Genomic DNA, 20743 nt, shown 5'->3' with positions numbered 1-20743 from the left:
ATTAGCTGAGCGCAAATATAGCCATATTTCAATAATATTAAGGAAGGAAATCGAGGAAAAAAATAATAATCTAATTCATTCTAAATTAGACTTTCATCGGCAAAACTAAAGTAGCTGTTCTCGCCAATAATTATGTGATCTAAAATTTCGATATTCATCAGTTTAGCAGCTTCTTTTGAACGATTTGTAATGTCTTTATCGGCCTGGGAAGGAGCTAAATTTCCTGAGGGATGATTGTGGCACAAGATGAGATTTACGGCTTCAAGTTGTAAAGCATCTTTTAAAACCAGCCGAATGTCGAATACAGTGCCGGTAATTCCGCCTGATGAAACATTTTTTGCTTCCAGAACTTTATTGGCCCTGTTCATAAACAAAACCCAAAATTCCTCATGTCCTAAATTTTCAACATATGGAAATAGGATTTCAAAAGCGTCTCTGCTACAGGTAATTTTTTCTTTTTGTTTGCTCTGAAAGGCTTTTTGTCTGCGCCCCAATTCAAGTGCGGAGATAATACTAATGGCTTTGGCTTCACCAATTCCTTTAATTTTCATTAAATCGTGAATCGATTTTTTTGCCAGGGTATTCAGGTCGTTATTAGAGTGGGAGAGTATGGCTTTGGAAAGTTCTACAGCCGATTGGTTGCGGTTGCCGCTACCAATAATAATGGCTAAAAGTTCTGCAGATGATAAACTTTTAACGCCATGGTACATTAACTTTTCACGGGGGCGATCTTCTAGAGCCCAATCCTTAATTTCTTGTACTCTTCCATATTTACTTGTTTAAAAACTTAATTAAAGTTATGAATTTAAGCAAGCAAAACAAATATGAAACAGGCACATACACAAAAAGGGTTCTCAACGAGAACCCTTTATAACAGAGTTATAGTGTCTTACAGCTTGTTAACGTGTGAAGCTAATTTAGATTTCAAGTTAGCAGCTTTGTTTTTATGAATTACGTTAATTTTAGCAAGTTTATCCAACATTGCAGTTACTTTTGGAAGTAATTCATTAGCAGCTTCCTTATCTGAAGTAGCACGTAACTTTCTTACAGCATTTCTTGCAGTCTTAGCGTAATACTTATTGTGTACTCTTCTCTTCTCAGACTGTCTGATTCTTTTAATTGCAGATTGATGATTTGCCATCTCTTAAAGTTATCTAAATTATTATCTTGGTAGTCCGTACGGGAATCGAACCCGTGTTACCAGAATGAAAATCTGGCGTCCTAACCCCTAGACGAACGGACCATTGGTTTATTAATGCACAGCAAAGATAAATTAAAATTCAAATTGCTGCAAAATTTTAGTAGTCCGTACGGGAATCGAACCCGTGTTACCAGAATGAAAATCTGGCGTCCTAACCCCTAGACGAACGGACCATCTAATTTTTCAGAGCTGCAAAGATAATTCAAATTTTTAAACTCGCAAATACTTTGCAAAAAATCTCTTTAAAAAGCTTCAGAAATGTTGAAGAGTAAGCCTCTCGTTTTTTCCTTTTGCGCTGCAAAGAAAGAGATAATTCTTTATACCTGCAAAACTTTTTTTGAAAAAAAATCACACTTTTTTTCGATAAAGAAACTAACTGCTTCGTTATAAGCTCAAAAAAAAATTAACGCCACTCAACAATTGTTCCTCTTTCGCTGCTCAAAAAACTATTTGGGATGATATTTTTAATTTGATCGGCCAATAAATCTAAAAGTTTATTTTTTGAATAATGGCGCGAATAAACCAAACTTACTTCTCGTAAAGGATGAATATTTGTGAATTTTTTTACTTGCGACATCTTTTCCGATGGCAAATATTGAGTAGCCAATTCCGGAATTAGGGTAAAACCACCTTCACGATCTACAATTTTCATTAACGTTTCAAGCGAATTACTTTCAAATTCGAAAGGAAGCTCCTGGTGTTGCAAGTCGTGCATCTCACAAAGGTTGATTACCTGGTTACGGAAACAGTGCCCATCGCTCAGCATCCAAATTTCAGGTGTAGCAATATCTTTTACCTCAACAATAGGTTGTTTTAGCAGGGGATGATCTTTATGTGCATAAATCATCATCTCTTCGTAGAAAAGATGTCTTTCGCGAATTTTTTCATCCTTGGCAGGTGTTACAAAAATTCCAACATCAATTTTATCTTTCTTCAAACTTTTTACGATCTCTTCCGAAACCATTTCTTCTACTTCAACTTTAATAGAAGGATATTTCCTGATATAGTCGCCAATAAACATTGGAAGAAGAAATGGAGCCAATGTTGGGATAATCCCTATTTTTAAGCTACCTTCTACAGTGTTTTTATGATCTTTAATGATCTCATCAACTTTTTTTGTTTCGCTTAATATGATGCGAGCTTGTTCGATAATATTTCTGCCAACATCGGTTGGAATAATTGGCTGCTTGCTCCTGTCAAAAATGGTAATGTCTAAATACTCTTCCAATTTTTTGATTTGCATACTTAAAGTTGGTTGAGTAATAAAACATTTTTCCGCAGCAGTTGCAAAATGACGATAAGTGTCCACAGCCACTATGTATTCAAGTTGAGTAATTGTGATCATTAGATTTGTTGTTTTTTGAAATTCTTTCAAATATAAACATTATCTATAACACTATAAACAATATTGATTTGATTGATGCAATATTGCTTCGTATATTTGATATAGAAAACAAGGAAAAACTATTTTTCACAAGTACTTACAACAAAAATAGTATACCTAATTAATAGGGTTAGTAAAAATAATAGTTTGATAGTTTTTGTTATTTAAGTTTTATTAGATGTTTGGGTTTTGCAGCCGGGAGTTTGGGTCTCCCGGCTTCTTTTTTGCACTATATTTTAGACGAAGCCTAAGAATTCCTATTTTTGCCGACCGTTTACTAAAGTAGATTTGCTTGTGAAGTTGGCAGTTTTGTTGATCCATGAATTTAATCGCACTTCTTCCAAAGGTTTAGTTATGAATGCAATCCGCATATATGTTGTGTAGCACTCATGCTGAATAGCAGAAATTGAGCTTAAAAAATATACTACTTTAGTCGGCGAATTAGAAATTATAAAACTCATTATAAAAACCGATTAGAGATGCGTAAGGAGATTAAGACAGTTTCTTTTGAAGAAGCAGCGAAGGTGATTAAGTCAGGAGATAGAGTGCATTTACACTCAGTAGCGTTGACACCTCATAAATTCATTAATGCAATGTGCGATCGTGGTCGTAACGGAGAAATTTTCGACGTAACGATTCAGCATATCCACACAGAAGGACCAGCTCCTTATGCTGATACTGAATTTGAAGGAATTTTTAATCTTGAATCATTATTTGTTGGAGCGAACGTAAGAAAGCAAACTCAGGCGGGTTATGCTGATTACATTCCTGTATTCCTTGGAGAAACTCAACAATTGATTCGTGAGGGTATTTTAAATGTAAATGTTGCTGTTGTACAGGTTAGTACTCCAGATAAACATGGCTTTGTATCTTTAGGTACATCTGTTGAGGCAAGTAAAGCTGCTGTTGAAGAAGCTGATACTGTTGTTGCTATTATTAACCCGAATGTACCTCGTGCTTTTGGTGATGCAATGATGCCATTAACAGCTTTTGATATTTTCTGTGAAGATAACTCTCCATTGATTGAGCACCACAATGCTCCATTGTCGGATCTTGATATTGCAATTGGTAAGAATGTTGCAGAATTGATTCCTGATGGCGCTTGTCTTCAAATGGGAATTGGTGGTATTCCTAATGCCGTATTGGCTCAGTTAGGCAACCACAAAGATCTTGGTGTACACACTGAAATGTTTGCAGATGGTCTTCTTCCATTGGTTGAAAGCGGTGTTGTAAACGGTAGAAACAAAAAATTAGATCCAGGTAAAATCGTTGCAGGTTTCTTAATGGGAACTAAAGAACTTTACGATTTCGTTGATGATAACCCAGGTGTATTAATGATGGACGTATCTTATACCAATGGTGTTCACATTATCAAGCAAAATCCAAAAGTTTGTGCAATTAACTCGGCTTTATCTATCGATATTACTGGTCAGGTTTGTGCTGACTCTATCGGAACAAAACACTATTCGGGTGTAGGTGGACAGATCGACTTTACTCGTGGAGCTGCTGCTTCTGAAGGTGGTGTGCCGATTATTGCAATGCCTTCTGTAACTGGTAAAGGTGTTTCTAAAATTACGCCAACTTTATTAACTGGTTCGGGTGTTGTAACAACTCGTAACAACATGAGATGGTTCGTAACAGAGCACGGTGCTGTTAACTTGTTTGGTAAATCACTACAACAAAGAGCAAAAGCAATTATTTCTGTTGCTCACCCAGACTTTAGAGAAGAGCTTGATAAGGCTGCATTCGAAAGATTCGGTAGTCACTATCACTTCGTAAATAAAGTAACTGCTAAATAAGAAAAGGCAGATATAAAATATAAAAAGGCATCCGTTTGGGTGCCTTTTGTTTTATGCCTTTGTTTTGGGTACTGACTCCATGATTTTTTCAGATTTTGGGATGGTGATATAGAAACTACTTCCTTTTCCTTCTTCACTTTCTGCCCAAATCTTTCCACCATTTTTTTCGATATATTCCTTACAAAGCAGAAGGCCAATTCCTGCTCCTTTTTCCTGTGCTGTTCCCAATGCAAGGTAATTGCTGTCGAGCCTGAATATTTTATTGAGGTTGGATTTACTCATTCCAACACCTTCATCCGAGATTTCCATTTCAACCAGGTATTTTTTCTCCCTGGCCGAAATGGTGATTTTTCCTTCCGGATAAGAAAACTTAATGGCATTCGAAATCAGGTTTTTAAAAACTTCCGACATAGCAGCAGAATCGGCATAAACCATTGAGGTATTGTCCATATTAAAAAGAAACTTGAGGTTCTTTTCTATAATTGGTCCTGAAAGTTTTTGTAGAATCCCATTAATCGATTCGCGGATATTAAAATATTTCGGCGTAAAGTTGGTTTTTCCGGCCTGTGAAGCCGACCATAGTAAAATGTTTTCAACCAGTTCGTTTGTATGCACCGATAAATCTCTAATGCCAAGAGCCAAAGCTTTTTGATGCTCAACATCCTTTTCTTCAAAACTTTCGATGAGCTTTGTGCTGATATTTTTCAGATCGATAAACGGATCACGCAAATCGGTTGAAATGATATTGAAGATTTTATCCTTGGTTAGGTTTAAATCACGTAATACAATATCCGATTCTTTCAATCGGGAATTGATTTCTTCCAGTTCCCTGTTTTTATCGGTAAGAGTTGCAGTTGTCTCTTTTCTTAGTTTGATATTTTTATTGGTGATGTATCCAATAATTCCTGCAAAAATTATCAGGACAATAAAAAGGTAAATGAGAATGGTTTGCATTCTGTTGTACTCCTTTAAACCCTGAATTTCTTCCTTGTTTTTTGAGATTTCGTATTTGGCCTCAAACTCACTAATTCTAGCCTTGTCGTACTGATCAGCAATGCTGTCGTATTGTGTATTGGAATAATTTCGATAATACTCCAGGGCTTTTTTATAATCGCCTTTATTCGAATAGTATTCAAAAAGATTTTCCGAAGTCGATTTTTGCAAGTTTCTGTCCTTTGAATAATTGGCATTTTCGTAGGCCGATTCCAAATATTGTAAGGCATCATCACTCTTGTAATAGTCCATCAGAATTTCACCAATGCTATTGGACGAATAGGCAATCCCCTTTGTATTGCCCAGTTTTTCGTGCAGGTTCAAGGCAATTTTATGGTATTCCTGACTTTTATCGAAATTGTTATAACTACTGTACAAATTCCCAATTAATGAATATACGTTGGCTTGCTCCTTTAGCTCACCAATCTCATCGTATATTTTAAGCGATTCATTGTAGTGTTTTAATGAAAAATCAAGTTCATTTAAATCTTTGTATACTGTTCCAATGTTTTTAAGGGTAGCAGCAGTATAGCGTTTGTTCCCAATTTCCCGCCTGATTTTAAGTGCACGATTGTAAAAGTTGAGCGATTCATTAAAGTTGTTCAACCTCCAATATATTCCACCTATGTCATTCAGTGTATAAGCCATGAGCGATTCATCGCCCAATTCTTCACGAATGCTGAGTGCTTTTTTGTAATAATCCAAAGCTTTATTGTACTTGTTTAAATTCTTGTACACATTGCCAAGGTTATTTAAAGAAGCGGCAATATCCGATTTATCGCCAAGTTTAGATCTGATTTCCAAAGATTTTAAATAATATTCCAAAGCATAGGAATAATCTTTATCGAGCCAATAAACGCTGCCAATATTATTTAAGGTATAGGCCACTTCTTTTTGCGACCCTTCCTTCTTCCTAATTTCCAGCGATTGATTGAAATACTCAAGAGCCTCCTTGTGTTTGTTCAATATTTTATGAATCTCACCAATATTATTGTAGGAAGCTGAAATGGCCAGTTCATCGGATGTGCTTTTTCGAATTTCCAAAGCTTGTAAATGACAATCTAAAGCTCTTCTGAAATTGTTTACCCTTCGGTACAAGTTTCCCAAATCATATAGAGCATTGGCATGATTGGAAGGATTTTCCGATGATAAAACCACCACTTCCTTTAGGTAGTCAATGCTTCTATCGATATTGACATCGAGGTAAAGTTTTGAAAGTTCCTGCAGTAAAACAATGCGCTGTTCGCCTTCCGCTTTGGGCAATAACTCTTCCGCTTTCTGAATTTGATCCTGGGCATACGAGTTGCCAAAACCAAATGAAAGAATTAGTGAAAGAAGAAGGGTTAACCTGTGTAAAGCAGACATGGTTTTAAAGCTGTTTAATCTGATTTATACTAAAAATAGCATTATTTTACTGACAGGCAAAACAATATAATTTTATTGCATCAGGTTTTGTTTACAATTTTTTCTGCCAACTCAGCCAAATTTGCTCCCGAAAAATTACCTGAGCTCATTAAAAGAACATTGGTTTGTTCGAAATCATGATTCAATAAATCGCTAATCACCTGATCCGAATCAGTGTAAACACTTACATTATTGCCTCCAAAAGCTTCGGCCACCTGCTCTTTGCTAATGGGTTCCAGCTTTTTGTGTTCAATTGTTTTTGGGTTGAAATAAACAATTGCTTCATCGGCCAAACTCATGGTGTTTTTATAGTGAGGCAGAAACTCTTTTTTCAAACTACTGAAAGTGTGCAATTCCATGCAGGCTATTAATTTGCGATTGACAAACTGTTTTTTTACCGCTTCGGTGGTTGCTTTTAGCTTGGATGGAGAGTGTGCAAAGTCTTGGAACACTGTGCATGATTCATTGTTCGCCAATTTCTGTAAACGTTTTGCTGCACCCGAAAAGTGTCGTATAGAGCTGTAGAACTGCTCGTCGCTTAATCCGGCCTTTCTACAGATATAATATGCACCCATTAAATTTTGAAGGTTGTGCTCCCCAAAAATTTCAAGTGGAATTTCGCCATTCTGTGTCTGTAGAATACTGCAATTGTCAACCACTTTAAAAGGGTGGGCATTGTAAGGGATGTAGTCGATATCTTCTCTCCTGGTCTCAACAATTTTAGCAATATGCTCATCACCGTCGAAATAGATCAAAGAACCATTTTCCTGAATCATTTGAGTGAATATTTCAAATTGCTCAACATAGTTTTCGAAAGTTGGGAAAACATTGATGTGATCCCAGGCAATTCCTGTAAGCAAAGCGATATCGGGATGGTACAAATGAAATTTTGGTCTGCGATCGATTGGGGACGAGAGGTATTCATCGCCTTCGAAAATGGCAATTTTGGCCTCCTTACTCAACTTCACCATGGTTTCAAAACCTTCAATTTGTGCACCTACCATGTAATCAAATTCAATATTATTGTCCTTAAAAACATGCATTACCATCGAAGTTGTCGTGGTTTTTCCATGGCTTCCGCCAATCACAATCCTGGTTTTATCTTTGGTTTGCTCGTAAATGTATTCAGGATATGAATAGATCTTTAAGCCAAGTTCCTGGGCCTTCAGTAACTCAGGATTATCAATTCGTGCATGCATTCCCAGAATGATTGCATCTATGCTGGCATCCAGCTTTTCTGGAAACCATCCCCACTCTTTTGGCAGAATTCCATATTTCTCCAATCTCGATTTGGAAGGATCAAAAATTTCATCATCCGAACCCGTAATTTCGAAACCTTTTTTATGTAATGCGATGGCTAAATTGTGCATGGCACTTCCGCCTATTGCTATAAAGTGAACTTTCATTGATAATCTTTTATAAAATTGTATTTTTGAACCGCAATAAGTAAGAGCTATTTAAGAATGAATGTGCAAGGCTTTTGCGGAAATTAAAGATACTAGAATAAAACAATATTATCATGGAAATATACAATATAGAAACAGGAAATTTTATGTGCGATGGAGGAGCAATGTTTAGTGTGGTTCCTAAGGTGATGTGGAGTAGAAAATATCCTTCGAACGAAGACAATTATTGTAATTGTGCCATGAGAAGCATGCTTGTTGTAGATGGCGACAGAAAAATTTTAATTGATAATGGAACCGGCGACAAGCAAAGCGAGGAATTCTTTAAACACCAGCACTTAAATGGTGATGCAAACTTGATAAACTCGTTACAAGAAGCAGGTTTTTCTGCCGATGATATTACTGATGTTGTATTTACCCACCTGCATTTTGATCATTGTGGAGGTGCTGTAAAATGGAATGCTAATAAAACAGGCTATGAGCTGGTATTTAAAAATGCACAACATTGGGTGAGCAAACAGCAATGGGAAAATTATTTGAACCCTAACATGCGTGAAGGCGATGCTTTTTTCGACGAAAATATTATGCCGGTAAAAGAAGCGGGTAAATTAAATTTTGTTGAGAAAGAAGGTGAGTTATTCCCGAATTTTAAGGTGAAAATCTTCGAAGGTCATACGCCAGGTTTAATGATACCTGTAATTAATTGTAACGGACAAGAAGTGGTTTTTGCAGGAGATTTTATTCCTACAGCAGCCAACGTACCTGTTAAATGGCTGGCGAGTTACGATTTAAATCCAACTTCTTCATTAGCAGAGAAACAGGAATTTCTTGCCGAAGCTGTGGAAAACAATGCCATTTTGTTTTTCCAACACGATATCACAACCGAATGCTGTAGTCTTAAAAAAACGGAAAGAGGAGTAAAAGTAGACCGTTGCTTCCCACTATCCGAAATTAAATAAGTATAAAAAAAGCTTGCAGTTAATTGCAAGCTTTTTTATTTAGTCTTCATATAGACTCAATGCATTTTCAATATTATCGATTCTTTGGAATACTGTTTTCTTTGTTCCAAAATCAGTATAATTAGAATCAAGATAATTCATATGATACTCAACTAATCTTAGCTGAGTAGAGAGACTTGAGCTCGCAAATTTCTTTTCCAGATCAATATGTTTGATTCCATGTTGATCTAACAGTTCCTGAATAATAACTCCTGCCTTAATAATCCTTCTTGAAAGATTATTCTCGTTATGAACATGTAGGACCATAACACTTGTTAGCAGAATTAGGAATAAACTAACCAGTATAAATGACATATTGCAAAAGTTTAATAAATATTAATCTTCAATCAATTTACGATAAAATTTCTGAATAGTTCAAATGTGAAAAGAATCAAAGGCCTGAAAGCCAACAAAAAGAACAATATCGACAGGGTGATATCTGCCAAAATATACGTGTTAATCCAAGAAAAGTTAGTTTTCGTCAGGAAAAAGTTGAAAGTCCTAAAAACCAGCTGAAAAACAAAAAATAAAAAGATCTGAAGTGCGTAAGAATTCAACTCCCGGGCCGATTTAACATCGCATTGCATTAGGGCAGAGAAAGCACGAGAAAGACCCGTTGATGGACTTTCGGATCCGGTAATTTCCGAAAAAACAGAAGGAATTGGATGATTCACCTCTTTGTGCGAATAAAGTGCTGAATATAGAAAAATCAGCAATATGATAATCGCAAAAATTAAATTGATAATTCGATACGTAGGAACAGGCTCGTTATTTCTTGTTGGTCTCAACTTCAACTTTTATTTTCATTTCAAGGCTGTCAATCTCGTTGGCTATTGAATCAATATTGATTTCTTCAAGCTGTTGTTCCAGTTCGTCTAAGGCTTCCTGTAGGTCTGGATTGTGAACCGATTCTTCAATTACTTCTTCAATCACTTCCTCAACAAAACCTTCGATTTCATCTTCGCTCATACTGGCAACTCCAACAAAAAAGAACAGCCAAATGGATGCCACTAAAATACCCAGGGTAGAAACCACCAAAGCACCAATATTAAGACCTCTGGCGCCGTTGTCCCTGTTTGCCTGACTAAGGCCTATAATACTCAGGATAATTGCAATTATACCAGGTACAAAGGCTACAAAGCCGATGCAGGGAATAAATCCAACAAAAAGAGTTAAAATACCAAGAACCAAGGCTATGATTCCTAATGTTTGACCAGAGTTTGAGCGTACTTGTTCCATGTTATTTTTAGTGCTTGTTATACTTTCCCAAATTGAAATGCATTTGGTGTTATTTTGCTAAGATACTAATTTTTAGAAAGGATTTTCAACAAGTCCTTTTCAAGGCTTTTAATAGGTGTTTCGATAATTCTGCCAATCTCCAAGTCGTTTCGATAAACAATTACAGTTGGAACTCTGCTTACCTTATTTGCTTTAGCATCATAATCGGGCGATTCTTTATTGGTATCGAGCGCATTCATATGCAACTGATCGAATGGAAACTGAATTTTCTCCAAAATTTTAATGAAACGTGGTACTTCGCGGTGAGAATCGTGACACCATGATGCCAAAATCAGGTCGATTCTGATGTTTTCGAAAGATTGTTTGCCAAGTTTATTAACAACTCCTTTTTTTGCTGTAAATGACTTGTATTCTTTTGTATACCAATCTTTACAGAGATCCATTTCGAATGCTTGCAGGTTTAGTTTTCCATATAAAACCTGCTTTTTAAGTCTAGTGTCTTCAATGGTTTTGTTTTGAGAGAAAAGGGAAGAGCTTATGCCCAGAAAAAAGAGAAGTATCAGAATTTTGTTCATATCTATTCGATTAGGATAAAAAAAAGACAGGAAGTAAAAACTCCCTGTCTTAAATATAGTGATAATCTTAATAATTAGTCGTTCTGTTGCTCGATTAAGATTTCCAACATCTGGATCGCACATTTAGAAACTTTTGTTCCAGGACCGAATACACCTGCAACACCTGCTTCGTAAAGGAAATCGTAGTCCTGAGCTGGAATTACACCACCTGCAGTAACCATGATATCTTCGCGACCAAGTTTCTTCAATTCCTCAATAATTGCAGGAACCAAAGTTTTGTGACCAGCAGCCAATGAAGATACACCAACCATGTGTACATCATTTTCTACAGCTTGCTTAGCAGATTCTTCCGGAGTCTGGAATAATGGTCCCATATCCACATCGAATCCCATATCAGCAAAACCGGTAGCAACTACTTTACCACCACGGTCGTGACCATCCTGACCCATTTTAGCGATCATGATACGTGGACGACGTCCTGAAATCTCAGCAAATTTATCAGCCAACTCTTTCGCTTTTGCGAAGTCAGCATCTTCTTTCGATTCTGATGAATATACTCCTGACACAGTTCTAATAACAGCTTTATATCTACCACAAATTTTCTCACATGCATCTGAAATCTCACCCAAAGAAGCACGAGCTTGTGCAGCTTTAACAGCAAGATCCAACAAGTTACCTTCACCACCGTTAGCACAAGCAGTAATGGCTTCAAGAGCAGCCTGTACTTCTTCTTCGTTACGGTTAGCACGAAGAGTTGCCAAACGCTCAATCTGAGCCTGACGTACAGCAGTGTTGTCTACCTCAAGAATATCCAATGGATCTTCTTTCTCCAAACGGTATTTGTTCGTACCTACGATAGTTTGAGTACCAGCATCGATCTTCGCCTGAGTACGAGCAGCAGCTTCCTCGATACGAAGTTTTGGAATACCAGACTCGATCGCTTTAGCCATACCACCTAGTTTCTCAACTTCTTCGATGTGAGCCCATGCTTTGTCTACCAACTCCTGAGTTAGTGACTCTACATAGTAAGAACCTGCCCATGGATCAACCGCTTTACAAATTGTTGATTCATCCTGGATATAAATCTGAGTGTTACGTGCAATACGTGCAGAGAAATCAGTTGGAAGTGCAATCGCTTCATCCAAAGCATTGGTGTGAAGAGACTGAGTGTGACCCAATGCAGCAGCCATAGCTTCGATACAAGTACGACCAACATTGTTGAATGGATCCTGCTCAGTTAATGACCAACCTGAAGTCTGCGAGTGAGTACGCAATGCCATCGACTTAGGGTTTTTAGGATTGAATTGTTTTACAATCTTAGCCCAAAGCAAACGACCAGCTCTCATCTTAGCAATCTCCATGAACTGGTTCATACCAATTGCCCAGAAGAATGACAAACGAGGAGCAAATGCGTCAACGTCCATACCTGCAGCAACACCTTTTTTCAAGTATTCTAAACCATCAGCAAGAGTATAAGCCAACTCGATATCAGCGGTTGCACCTGCTTCTTGCATGTGGTAACCAGAGATAGAAATAGAGTTAAACTTAGGCATCTTCTGTGAAGTATATTCGAAAATATCAGCAATAATCTTCATTGAGAACTCTGGTGGGTAAATGTAAGTGTTACGCACCATGAACTCTTTCAAGATATCATTCTGAATTGTACCTGATAGTTCTTCTAATTTAGCACCTTGTTCCAAACCTGCTACAATGTAGAAAGCCAATACTGGAAGTACAGCACCGTTCATAGTCATCGATACCGACATTTTGTTCAATGGAATCTGATCGAAAAGAATTTCCATATCCAAAATAGAGTCGATAGCAACACCAGCCTTACCTACATCACCAATTACACGTGGGTGATCTGAATCGTATCCACGGTGAGTAGCCAAGTCGAATGCTACAGAAAGACCTTTCTGACCTGCAGCAAGGTTACGACGGTAGAATGCATTCGATTCTTCAGCAGTAGAGAAACCTGCGTACTGACGAACTGTCCAAGGACGCAAAGGATACATTGCCGAATAAGGTCCGCGAAGGAATGGAGGTAAACCAGAAACGTAGTTCAAGTGTTCCATACCTTCTAAATCTTCCTTGTTAAAAGCAGTTTTAACCGGAATTTGCTCAGGTGTCATCCAAGATTTTTCGATGCCGTTTTCTTTTTCCCATTCCTGAGAATTCTTGGCAGCTCTTTGAGATGACTTGATATCTATATTTTTAAAATTTGGTTTCATCTTTAATTAAATTTTTGAAGTAAAATTTGAAAATCTACTTTTTCGTTCTCCTCAATTACTTGATTCCAAGATCAGCCTGGTAAGCTTTTAATGTTTCAAGTACGTTCGACTTCACGTTGATAAAGTTTTCGATTCCTTTCGCTTTTAATTCTTCAGCACAAGCAGGAGCACCAGCAACAACTACTGTAGCTTTTCCTTTTAATGCTTCATAAACTTCAGGAACGATAGTTGCATACTCATCATCAGATGAACAAACAACAACGATTTTCGCGTTCTTTTCAGTTACAAATTTTACTCCTTCTTCAACAGAAGTGAATCCGTTGTGATCTTCTACATCGAATCCTGCACAAGCAAAGAAGTTACAAGCAAACTGACCACGAGCTTTACGCATGTTTAGGTTTCCGATTGGGAACATCATCACTTTAGGACGACCGTTTTCTCTTGCGTAAACATCAGTTTTGTAACGCATTGTTTCGAAAGCCTGAGCACCACGGTATGGTTTCAATGTTTCGCACTCAGCGTTTGCATCAGATTTATCTTCAGCTTCGAATAATGCAGCGTCGAATTCTGTTTCGGCAACTTCGCCAAAGTTAGGGAACTGGTTGGTTCCTAAGAAGTTTTCTTTACGAGTAGCAACTGCCATATCTCTTTTCTGAGCAGTAGCTTTAATTGTTTCCTGAACGAAACCAGCTTTGAACGCAGCAAGGTAACCACCTTTTTCCTGTACTTCAAGGAATAGTTTCCAAGCTTCTTCGTTAATCGATTCAGTTAACGACTCAATATAGTATGAACCTGCAGCAGGGTCAGCAATTTTACCGAAGTGAGATTCTTCTTTCAACAATAACTGCTGGTTACGTGCGATACGCTCTGAGAATTCAGTTGTATCTTCGTATACAGAGTTGAAAGGCTTCACTGTGTATGAATCCAAACCACCAAGAACTGATGACATCGCTTCAGTTTGAGTACGAAGCATGTTTACATATGGATCGTAAACTGTCTTGTTCCAATCTGATGTTTCAGCGTGGATGTTCATTTTACACATTTCTTCAGAAGCACCAAATTCTTTTAGGATGTAAGCCCAAAGCATACGAGCTGCTCTTAGCTTAGCAATCTCCATGAAATATTTAGAGCTGGTTGCAAAGTTGAAACGGATTTTTGGAGCAATTTCTTCAATTGACATACCAGCTTCCATTAACTTGCTTATATATTCAGCACCGGCAGCTAAACTGAAACCTAATTCTTCAACGATAGATGATCCTGAGTTGTTGAATAATCTACCGCCAACAGCAACAACTTTAAAGTTTGGAAGTTCTTTTGCAGCTTCCAAAGCTTCTTTCATATACTTGTAAGAGCTTTCTTCCGAAGTACAGAATTTACCACAAGTACTGTAGCCACCTAGAAGATCGATAGCAACACCACCTTGAACTTTATCAAGAGCAATTCCTTTTTCAGTTGCAATTGCCTGTAAGTTTTTAATTAACTCTACAGAACCGTGAGATTTTTCAAAGTTAACCTCAACACAATCCATGTAAACACCTTCTAACAAAGTTGCCAATTCATCTTTGCTAAGGTCTTTCCAATTTAAAACGAAACCTAATGAGTCGATACCCTTGTTAAGAACGTCAAGAGCTTTAGCGTTTGCAGCCTTCACATCTTCAACGATGATATCCTGACGGATGAACCAGTCGTTGTTGTCTTTCTTGTTTCCTCGTACATATGGAAAATCTCCAGGATAAGTGTTCATGTACATCTTATCTTCCATGTTTTCCAGTCTGTAGAAAGGCTGAACATTGAATCCTTCATTTGTTCTCCAAACTAACTTTCTGTCGAAGTCAGCGCCTTTAAGGTCTTTAGTGATTTTGTCGATCCACTCCTGTGTTGATTGTGGAGCAAATTCACTAAAAAGTTTATTATCTGCCATAACTGTAACTGTTTAAAAATTAGGGTCTAAAAATAAGCCCTTTTTATCACTTAGAAAAAGTTAAAAAAATGTTCTTCATCATACTTTTACAACACCTTTATTCAATTTTTAATTATTAATGATAAATGATTAAAGCAATGATTTGTCTGAGTTTTAAATCATTAATCATTTACAATTCATAATTAACCATTATCGGTGCATGATCAGAGATTTGCATCCACTGCTGCAGTGTTTTTCCACTTCCGTGAATAAACTTTCCGTTGGTGAACAGGTAGTCTAGTTTACGGTTCCAGAAACCACTTTTGTCAGTTGTATGCGTAAAATGATCCTTGTTATTATTTTGATATTCATCCAAAGGAATGGCAGCCTGGTAATTTTCATAGAAAGGCATCATCCATTGTGTTTCGGCTGAATAATTGTCTGCTTCAAATTCTTCATCGGTACAAACCGAATCGTCAAACGAACTGGTTTGTTGGGTGTAGGGTGGAAGCGAATTAAAATCCCCACCAAGTATCACTTTATCACCCTTTAGGGATATCGCATCAGCGTATGCTTTAATAATATCCAATTGTTTTTTCTTGGTATCGTCTTTGGCGTATGCCGAGGCATGCGTATTTAAAACATGAAGTTTTTTACCCTCATGTTCCAGTTGTACATCCAAAATATTTCTTTTCAGATAAAAATAACGGACGATAAAATTTTGAGATTGAATCAAGGGAAGTGCAATTCGTTTGGCATCGGTAAAATTCCACTTGGAAAGAATGGCATTGCCAGAATCCATTTTACCAATTCCATCGGAAGGTACGGTTGATGCCTTCCATTGTGATGCATAAGCTGCATAATTTAAGTCGGTATTGTCGAGCAGATATTGTACCTGGTCAACAAAAGCGCTGCGTTTTGCATTTACATCAGCTTCCTGTATTAATAAGATATCGGGATTTACTTCGCGGATTTTTTCAACCAGTGAGCTCATGTGATCCATCACTTCCGATTTTTCCATGATGACCCTATCGCCATGACAATCGAAAAAGAAATCGATACGGCCGCCACCAAATTTGATGTTCCAGGTCATCACTTTTAGGGTGTCGGGAAAGCTGCATTCCTTAATTTCGGCACTTTGGTACAAAGCAACTTCGCTACCAATTTTTGTGCTGAAAGGATCGCAAGCTGCAGAAATTACCGAGAGCAATATCAGGTAATATTTTTTTAAGATCTTCATTTTCCTCAATTGATTTTAGTGGATAAAAACCGGCAATAAAATTTCTGTTGAATTCTGTTGCAAGACTCAATTAGGTGTTTAAGAAAGATTTAAATTAGTAGAGATTATAAAATCTCTTCAGCGTTTTCGACAGGATCTGCAAAAATGGCTTTACAATCCTTAACGATTATCGGACGTTGGATTAGTTTTGGGAATTCAATCAATATTTTGATCCACTCCTCACGGGTAAAGTTTTTTCCTTTAAAGTCGCTTTTATATATTTTTTCCTGAGTGCGAATGATTTCCTGGGGCTCTTTGTTCATTCTCATCAAAACATCGGCAAGTTCCGTTTCGGTAAACTCTTCTTTTAAATACAATCTGATTTCAGGTTCCAAACCCTTTTCCTGAAGGTATTTTAATCCAGCACGGCTTTTGGCACATCTTGGATTGTGATAGATCTTTAATGACATTTTACAAGTATGGTTAAGCAAACAGTCATTATGCCGATGGATATTTAAAACTCAAAAATGAACCTAGTGAAATTATTGAGTAGTTTAAATACTTATCGGTATAACATTGTGTTGTTGTGTATCTTTAAGTTTTGTGAGTACAAATATACAGCTTTCGAGAATATTAGCAGATACTTCGTGCTAAATTTCCTTAAGTTGAATTGAGATCTGTTGTGGAAATCTCTTACTTCTTTTGAATGAGGGTTTTATACTTGTGATATACACCCTTTTAAATACAACAGAACACTTGTCATCTTTTAATTCCGAATCTTTATTTATTTTAGTCGCATTAAAACAAATCAAATTAACAGCATGAAAAAAATATTTACGAGTTTACTGTCCTTTGCAGCAATCTTATTGCTTACCAGCACTTCCTTTGCTCAAAAAGAGCGATCGGAAATCGATGATCAGTACAAATGGAAGTTCACAGACCTTTATGATAGCAATGAAGCCTGGAGCGAAGCCAAAAATCAGCTTTCTGAGAAAATGAATAAAGTAGCCGATTATAAAGGTAAATTGGGCCAATCATCGACAAATCTATTGGACTACCTTCAGTTTTCTGATGAGCTGATGAAAGAAGGTTACCGCCTATATATTTATGCTTCTTTAAAATCGGATGTTGATTTAAGAGATGCGGATAATATGGCAAGAGTGAAAGAAATTCGCCAGGTGTTTGTGGAGTATGGACAAAAGGCATCATTCGTTACTCCAGAATTGGCTGCTATTCCTGAAGCTACAATGAAAAAATTCATAAGTGAAGAGCCAAAATTGGAAGTTTACAAAATGGACTTGATGGATGTTTATCGCATGAAAAAGCACACTTTGACCGAATTGGAAGAAGGCATCATGGCAAAAACTGGTTTAATTACAGGAACTGCCAATTCTGCTTTCAGTGTTTTTAGCAATGCAGAAATGCCTCGTGCAAAATTTGTGATCGATGGAGAAGAAAAAGAACTAACATCAGCCAACTTTAGTGTTGCGCGTTCATCGGCAGATCGAAAAGTTCGCCAAGAAGCTACAAAAGTATATTGGGACAATTATCTGAAATACGAAGGCACTTTTGGTGAAATGCTGAATGGTCAAATCAAAGTGGATGTTTTTAGAGCTAAGGCGAGAAATTATGAATCATGCCTTGAGGCATCGCTAAAAGGAAATAATATCCCGGTAGAGGTATACAAATCATTGGTTAAAAATGTAAACAAAAACCTCGATACTTTCCACCGATACCTATTGCTTAAGAAAAGAATGCTGGGTGTTGACCAGTTAATGTATTCTGATATTTATGCGCCTACAGTAAAAGGAGTAGAGCTAAAATACGAATATGAGGAAGCGCAGGATTTGATCCTAAAATCACTAAAGCCTCTTGGAAAAGAATATACCGATGTTGTTGATAAAGCTTTCAAGAGCAGATGGATTGATATTTATCCGACAGCAGGGAAGAGAAGTGGTGCTTACTCGAATGGTGCTGCTTACGATGTTCACCCGTATATCCTGATGAATTATACAGGACAATACAACGAAGTGAGCACTTTAACTCATGAGTTGGGACATACCATGCACAGTTATTACTCGAACAAAACTCAGCCATTTGCAACTGCTGGTTATGCAACTTTCGTTGCCGAGGTGGCTTCTACTTTTAACGAGGTATTGCTGAATGATATGATGCAGAAAGAGTTGAAAGACGATGGTCAGAGATTATCGCTGCTAATGAGTATGTTGGATGGATTTAAGGGAACACTTTTCCGCCAGACTCAATTTGCAGAGTTCGAATTGGCAATGCATGAAGCAGCTGAGCAAGGTGTACCTCTTACAGGTAAAAAGCTAACCAAAATGTATGGCGATATCACTCGAAAATATTACGGACACGACAAAGGAGTTTGTAAGGTAGAAGACAATGTTGCTGTTGAATGGGCAGCCATTCCTCATTTTTACATGGGATTCTATGTGTACCAGTACAGCACATCTTTTGTTGCATCGCAGGCTTTGGCGGCTAAAGTAATGGAAGGAGATAAAGAAGCAACCAAACGCTATATCGAATTTATCTCTTCCGGGGGATCTGATTTTCCAATCGAATTGCTTAAAAAAGCAGGTGTTGATATGACATCTTCGGAGCCTTTCGAAAAAACAATCGCCAGCATGAATAAAATTATGGATGAGATCGAGAACATTCTTGATAAAAGAAATTAATACAGTTTAACTAAACTGATTTAAGGCCGCTTTTGATGCGGCCTTTTTTATTGCCTGTAATTGGATGATAAAAGGAGAAAGGATGGAAAAGCCTTTTTGTCATCGATTTGACAATGCTTTTAGAAAATCTTTATTAGGTTTGGGTAAGAATAAATGGAAGACATATGAAAAATTTTTTGAACAAGTATAAATTCCAGATCATTGGAGGTGCGATTGGCCTTTTAGGAGGTTATTTATACTGGAGATACGTAGGTTGCGTATCGGGCACCTGCCCTATAAAAGCCAATTGGTACACCATGGCTCCCTATGGAATGCTGTTTGGAATTCTCCTGGGAGGATTAATCAAACCAAAAGAAAAAAGAGACGATGCATAAGCAAGGTCTCTTTTAATATCTTATTTCTCTTCTCCTGCAAATTCCATCAGGAAAGCTTTTATGAATCCATCCAAATCGCCATCCATTACGGCTTGAACGTTTGATGATTCATGTCCTGTTCTTACATCCTTCACCAATTTATAGGGTTGCATCACGTAGGAACGAATTTGCGATCCCCACTCAATCTTCATTTTTGAACCTTCAATCTTATCAATGGCTTCTTGTCGCTTTCGCAATTCCAATTCGTACAATTGCGATTTCAGCAATCGAAGTGCGTTTTCACGATTTCCCAGCTGCGATCTACTTTCTGTATTTTCAATAATGATTCCGGTAGGAGCATGTCGCAATCGCACACCCGTTTCCACCTTGTTTACATTCTGTCCTCCTGCACCTCCCGAACGGAAAGTATCCCAGGTAATATCGGCCGGGTTAATTTCAATTTCGATGCTATCGTCAATGGCCGGGTAAACATATACCGAGGCAAAGGAAGTCATTCGCTTGTTGGCAGCATTAAATGGCGATAATCGAACCAAACGGTGTACACCATTTTCTGATTTGAGATAACCGTAGGCAAAATCGCCTTCGAACTCAAGAGTTGCAGATTTAATACCAGCTTCGTCACCTTCCTGGTATTCCAACTGTTTTACCTTGTAGCCGTGCGATTCGCCATAGCGCAAATACATCCGATGTAGCATATCGGCCCAGTCGCAACTTTCGGTTCCACCGGCACCAGCATTTATTTTAAGAATGGCTCCAAGTTTGTCCTCTTCTTTTCGGAGCATATTTTTTAGTTCCAGGGCTTCAATAAGTGTTTCTGTCGAAGCAAATTGCTCATCAACCTCTTCGGCTGAAGCTTCACCTTCTTTGGCAAAATCAAATAAAACCGCCAAATCGTCCATAGATTCTTTTACTTCCTCGTAAGATTCAACCCACGATTTAAGTCCACGAACCTTTTTCATTTGAACTTCTGCTTCCTTCGGATTATCCCAAAATCCAGGAGCCTGTGTTCTCATTTCTTCTTCTTGTATCTGAATTAGTTTGGCATCAATGTCAAAGATACCTCCTCAACGCTTCTGTGCGTTCCGCTAATCTTTTTAGCTGGTCTGTTGTAATCATTCTAATCTGTCTATAATTAAGCTGTAAAGGTAAGTAAAACTCGCTAAAGTTTGAGTAGTGTTATAAATGCCTATGGTTCAATTTAAGTAACAACTGAATATTAAAATATCGATGTCAATCAAATCTGCTTCTATGTTTTTGGAGAGTAATTATTTGAATTAGTTTGGCATCAATATCAAAGATACCTCAGATTACCTTTCTTGGCGCCTCC

The 20743-nt window shown here is 37.5% G+C and carries 17 protein-coding genes and 2 tRNA genes; 4 read left to right on the top strand and 15 right to left on the bottom strand.

Translation table 11 applies throughout. The annotated features are described in order from the left end of the window. Positions 1-80: 80 nt before the first annotated feature. From radC to ELS83_RS20470, 5 genes are all read right to left on the bottom strand, one after another. A complete protein-coding gene (radC, locus tag ELS83_RS20490) occupies positions 81-752 on the bottom strand; it encodes a RadC family protein (RefSeq protein WP_346728178.1) in 672 nt (223 codons plus the stop codon). Between the two features lie 137 nt (positions 753-889). Next, positions 890-1141, bottom strand: a complete 252-nt coding sequence (rpsT, locus tag ELS83_RS20485; RefSeq protein ID WP_120238280.1) for a 30S ribosomal protein S20 — start codon at positions 1139-1141, stop codon at positions 890-892. 27 nt (positions 1142-1168) lie between these two features. Further along, positions 1169-1243: transfer RNA gene (locus ELS83_RS20480), tRNA-Glu, on the bottom strand. Positions 1244-1302: 59 nt separating this feature from the next. Further along, a tRNA-Glu gene (locus ELS83_RS20475) sits at positions 1303-1374 on the bottom strand. A gap of 230 nt (positions 1375-1604) precedes the next feature. Further along, positions 1605-2546, bottom strand: coding sequence for a hydrogen peroxide-inducible genes activator (locus tag ELS83_RS20470; RefSeq protein ID WP_171597417.1), 942 nt, complete (start codon positions 2544-2546; stop codon positions 1605-1607). A gap of 518 nt (positions 2547-3064) precedes the next feature. Here ELS83_RS20470 and ELS83_RS20465 point away from each other — a divergent pair. Then, positions 3065-4384: an acetyl-CoA hydrolase/transferase family protein gene (locus tag ELS83_RS20465; RefSeq protein WP_171597416.1), complete on the top strand. Its 1320-nt coding sequence runs from the start codon at positions 3065-3067 to the stop codon at positions 4382-4384. Between the two features lie 51 nt (positions 4385-4435). Here ELS83_RS20465 and ELS83_RS20460 read toward each other — a convergent pair whose 3' ends face one another. Next, entirely contained in the window at positions 4436-6742 is a 2307-nt protein-coding gene (locus ELS83_RS20460; RefSeq protein ID WP_171597415.1) for a tetratricopeptide repeat-containing sensor histidine kinase, read from the bottom strand. An 80-nt stretch (positions 6743-6822) separates the two neighbouring features. Further along, positions 6823-8187, bottom strand: a complete 1365-nt coding sequence (locus ELS83_RS20455; protein WP_171597414.1) for a UDP-N-acetylmuramate--L-alanine ligase — start codon at positions 8185-8187, stop codon at positions 6823-6825. A 113-nt stretch (positions 8188-8300) separates the two neighbouring features. On the opposite strand from ELS83_RS20455, the gene ELS83_RS20450 reads away from it, so the two are divergent. Then, complete coding sequence (locus ELS83_RS20450; protein ID WP_171597413.1) at positions 8301-9143, top strand: MBL fold metallo-hydrolase; 843 nt, start codon at positions 8301-8303, stop codon at positions 9141-9143. A 39-nt stretch (positions 9144-9182) separates the two neighbouring features. On the opposite strand, the gene ELS83_RS20445 is transcribed toward ELS83_RS20450, so the two are convergent. The 7 genes from ELS83_RS20445 to ELS83_RS20410 form a co-directional block, all read right to left on the bottom strand. Next, the gene (locus tag ELS83_RS20445; RefSeq protein ID WP_171597412.1) at positions 9183-9497 is read right to left on the bottom strand and encodes a hypothetical protein; all 315 of its coding nucleotides are present in this window, start codon (positions 9495-9497) and stop codon (positions 9183-9185) included. Between the two features lie 453 nt (positions 9498-9950). Beyond that, complete coding sequence (locus ELS83_RS20435; protein ID WP_171597410.1) at positions 9951-10421, bottom strand: hypothetical protein; 471 nt, start codon at positions 10419-10421, stop codon at positions 9951-9953. Positions 10422-10486: 65 nt separating this feature from the next. Beyond that, positions 10487-10996 carry a thioredoxin family protein gene (locus tag ELS83_RS20430; RefSeq protein WP_171597409.1) on the bottom strand — a complete coding sequence of 170 codons (510 nt, stop codon included), beginning with the start codon at positions 10994-10996 and terminating at the stop codon, positions 10487-10489. A gap of 74 nt (positions 10997-11070) precedes the next feature. Further along, positions 11071-13227, bottom strand: coding sequence for a methylmalonyl-CoA mutase (scpA, locus tag ELS83_RS20425; protein ID WP_171597408.1), 2157 nt, complete (start codon positions 13225-13227; stop codon positions 11071-11073). Between the two features lie 55 nt (positions 13228-13282). Next, the gene (locus ELS83_RS20420) at positions 13283-15148 is read right to left on the bottom strand and encodes a methylmalonyl-CoA mutase family protein (RefSeq protein ID WP_171597407.1); all 1866 of its coding nucleotides are present in this window, start codon (positions 15146-15148) and stop codon (positions 13283-13285) included. A 169-nt stretch (positions 15149-15317) separates the two neighbouring features. After that, positions 15318-16367 carry an endonuclease/exonuclease/phosphatase family protein gene (locus ELS83_RS20415; RefSeq protein ID WP_171597406.1) on the bottom strand — a complete coding sequence of 350 codons (1050 nt, stop codon included), beginning with the start codon at positions 16365-16367 and terminating at the stop codon, positions 15318-15320. A gap of 104 nt (positions 16368-16471) precedes the next feature. Then, on the bottom strand, positions 16472-16816 hold the full coding sequence (locus ELS83_RS20410) for an ArsC/Spx/MgsR family protein (RefSeq protein ID WP_171597405.1): 345 nt from the start codon (positions 16814-16816) through the stop codon (positions 16472-16474). A gap of 351 nt (positions 16817-17167) precedes the next feature. On the opposite strand from ELS83_RS20410, the gene pepF reads away from it, so the two are divergent. Further along, the gene (pepF, locus tag ELS83_RS20405) at positions 17168-19042 is read left to right on the top strand and encodes an oligoendopeptidase F (protein ID WP_171597404.1); all 1875 of its coding nucleotides are present in this window, start codon (positions 17168-17170) and stop codon (positions 19040-19042) included. Between the two features lie 164 nt (positions 19043-19206). Then, positions 19207-19416 (top strand): DUF6132 family protein, encoded by a 210-nt coding sequence (locus ELS83_RS20400; protein ID WP_171597403.1) that lies wholly within the window; start codon positions 19207-19209, stop codon positions 19414-19416. 20 nt (positions 19417-19436) lie between these two features. Here the strand turns inward: ELS83_RS20400 and prfB are convergent. Continuing rightward, positions 19437-20532, bottom strand: a protein-coding gene (prfB, locus tag ELS83_RS20395) for a peptide chain release factor 2 (protein WP_171597402.1) whose coding sequence is annotated in 2 segments (ribosomal slippage) — positions 19437-20468 and positions 20470-20532 — 1095 coding nt in all. Because the reading frame shifts where the segments join, the coding sequence is not laid out codon by codon here. Positions 20533-20743 lie beyond the last annotated feature (211 nt).

The sequence above is a fragment of the Marinifilum caeruleilacunae genome (assembly GCF_013141825.1).
Taxonomy (GTDB): domain Bacteria; phylum Bacteroidota; class Bacteroidia; order Bacteroidales; family Marinifilaceae; genus Marinifilum; species Marinifilum caeruleilacunae.
The sequence above is the reverse complement of the archived record's forward strand: the minus strand, read 5'-3'. Positions and strand labels throughout refer to the sequence as shown.

Coding starts and splice junctions, on each gene's coding strand:
- ELS83_RS20455 (WP_171597414.1), bottom strand. CDS start 8,187: ATGAAAGTTCACTTTATAGCAATAGGCGGAAGTGCCATGCACAATTTA.
- scpA (WP_171597408.1), bottom strand. CDS start 13,227: ATGAAACCAAATTTTAAAAATATAGATATCAAGTCATCTCAAAGAGCT.
- ELS83_RS20400 (WP_171597403.1), top strand. CDS start 19,207: ATGAAAAATTTTTTGAACAAGTATAAATTCCAGATCATTGGAGGTGCG.
- ELS83_RS20415 (WP_171597406.1), bottom strand. CDS start 16,367: ATGAAGATCTTAAAAAAATATTACCTGATATTGCTCTCGGTAATTTCT.
- ELS83_RS20460 (WP_171597415.1), bottom strand. CDS start 6,742: ATGTCTGCTTTACACAGGTTAACCCTTCTTCTTTCACTAATTCTTTCA.
- rpsT (WP_120238280.1), bottom strand. CDS start 1,141: ATGGCAAATCATCAATCTGCAATTAAAAGAATCAGACAGTCTGAGAAG.
- ELS83_RS20450 (WP_171597413.1), top strand. CDS start 8,301: ATGGAAATATACAATATAGAAACAGGAAATTTTATGTGCGATGGAGGA.
- ELS83_RS20410 (WP_171597405.1), bottom strand. CDS start 16,816: ATGTCATTAAAGATCTATCACAATCCAAGATGTGCCAAAAGCCGTGCT.
- ELS83_RS20445 (WP_171597412.1), bottom strand. CDS start 9,497: ATGTCATTTATACTGGTTAGTTTATTCCTAATTCTGCTAACAAGTGTT.
- ELS83_RS20435 (WP_171597410.1), bottom strand. CDS start 10,421: ATGGAACAAGTACGCTCAAACTCTGGTCAAACATTAGGAATCATAGCC.
- ELS83_RS20420 (WP_171597407.1), bottom strand. CDS start 15,148: ATGGCAGATAATAAACTTTTTAGTGAATTTGCTCCACAATCAACACAG.
- ELS83_RS20430 (WP_171597409.1), bottom strand. CDS start 10,996: ATGAACAAAATTCTGATACTTCTCTTTTTTCTGGGCATAAGCTCTTCC.
- ELS83_RS20470 (WP_171597417.1), bottom strand. CDS start 2,546: ATGATCACAATTACTCAACTTGAATACATAGTGGCTGTGGACACTTAT.
- pepF (WP_171597404.1), top strand. CDS start 17,168: ATGAAAAAAATATTTACGAGTTTACTGTCCTTTGCAGCAATCTTATTG.
- ELS83_RS20465 (WP_171597416.1), top strand. CDS start 3,065: ATGCGTAAGGAGATTAAGACAGTTTCTTTTGAAGAAGCAGCGAAGGTG.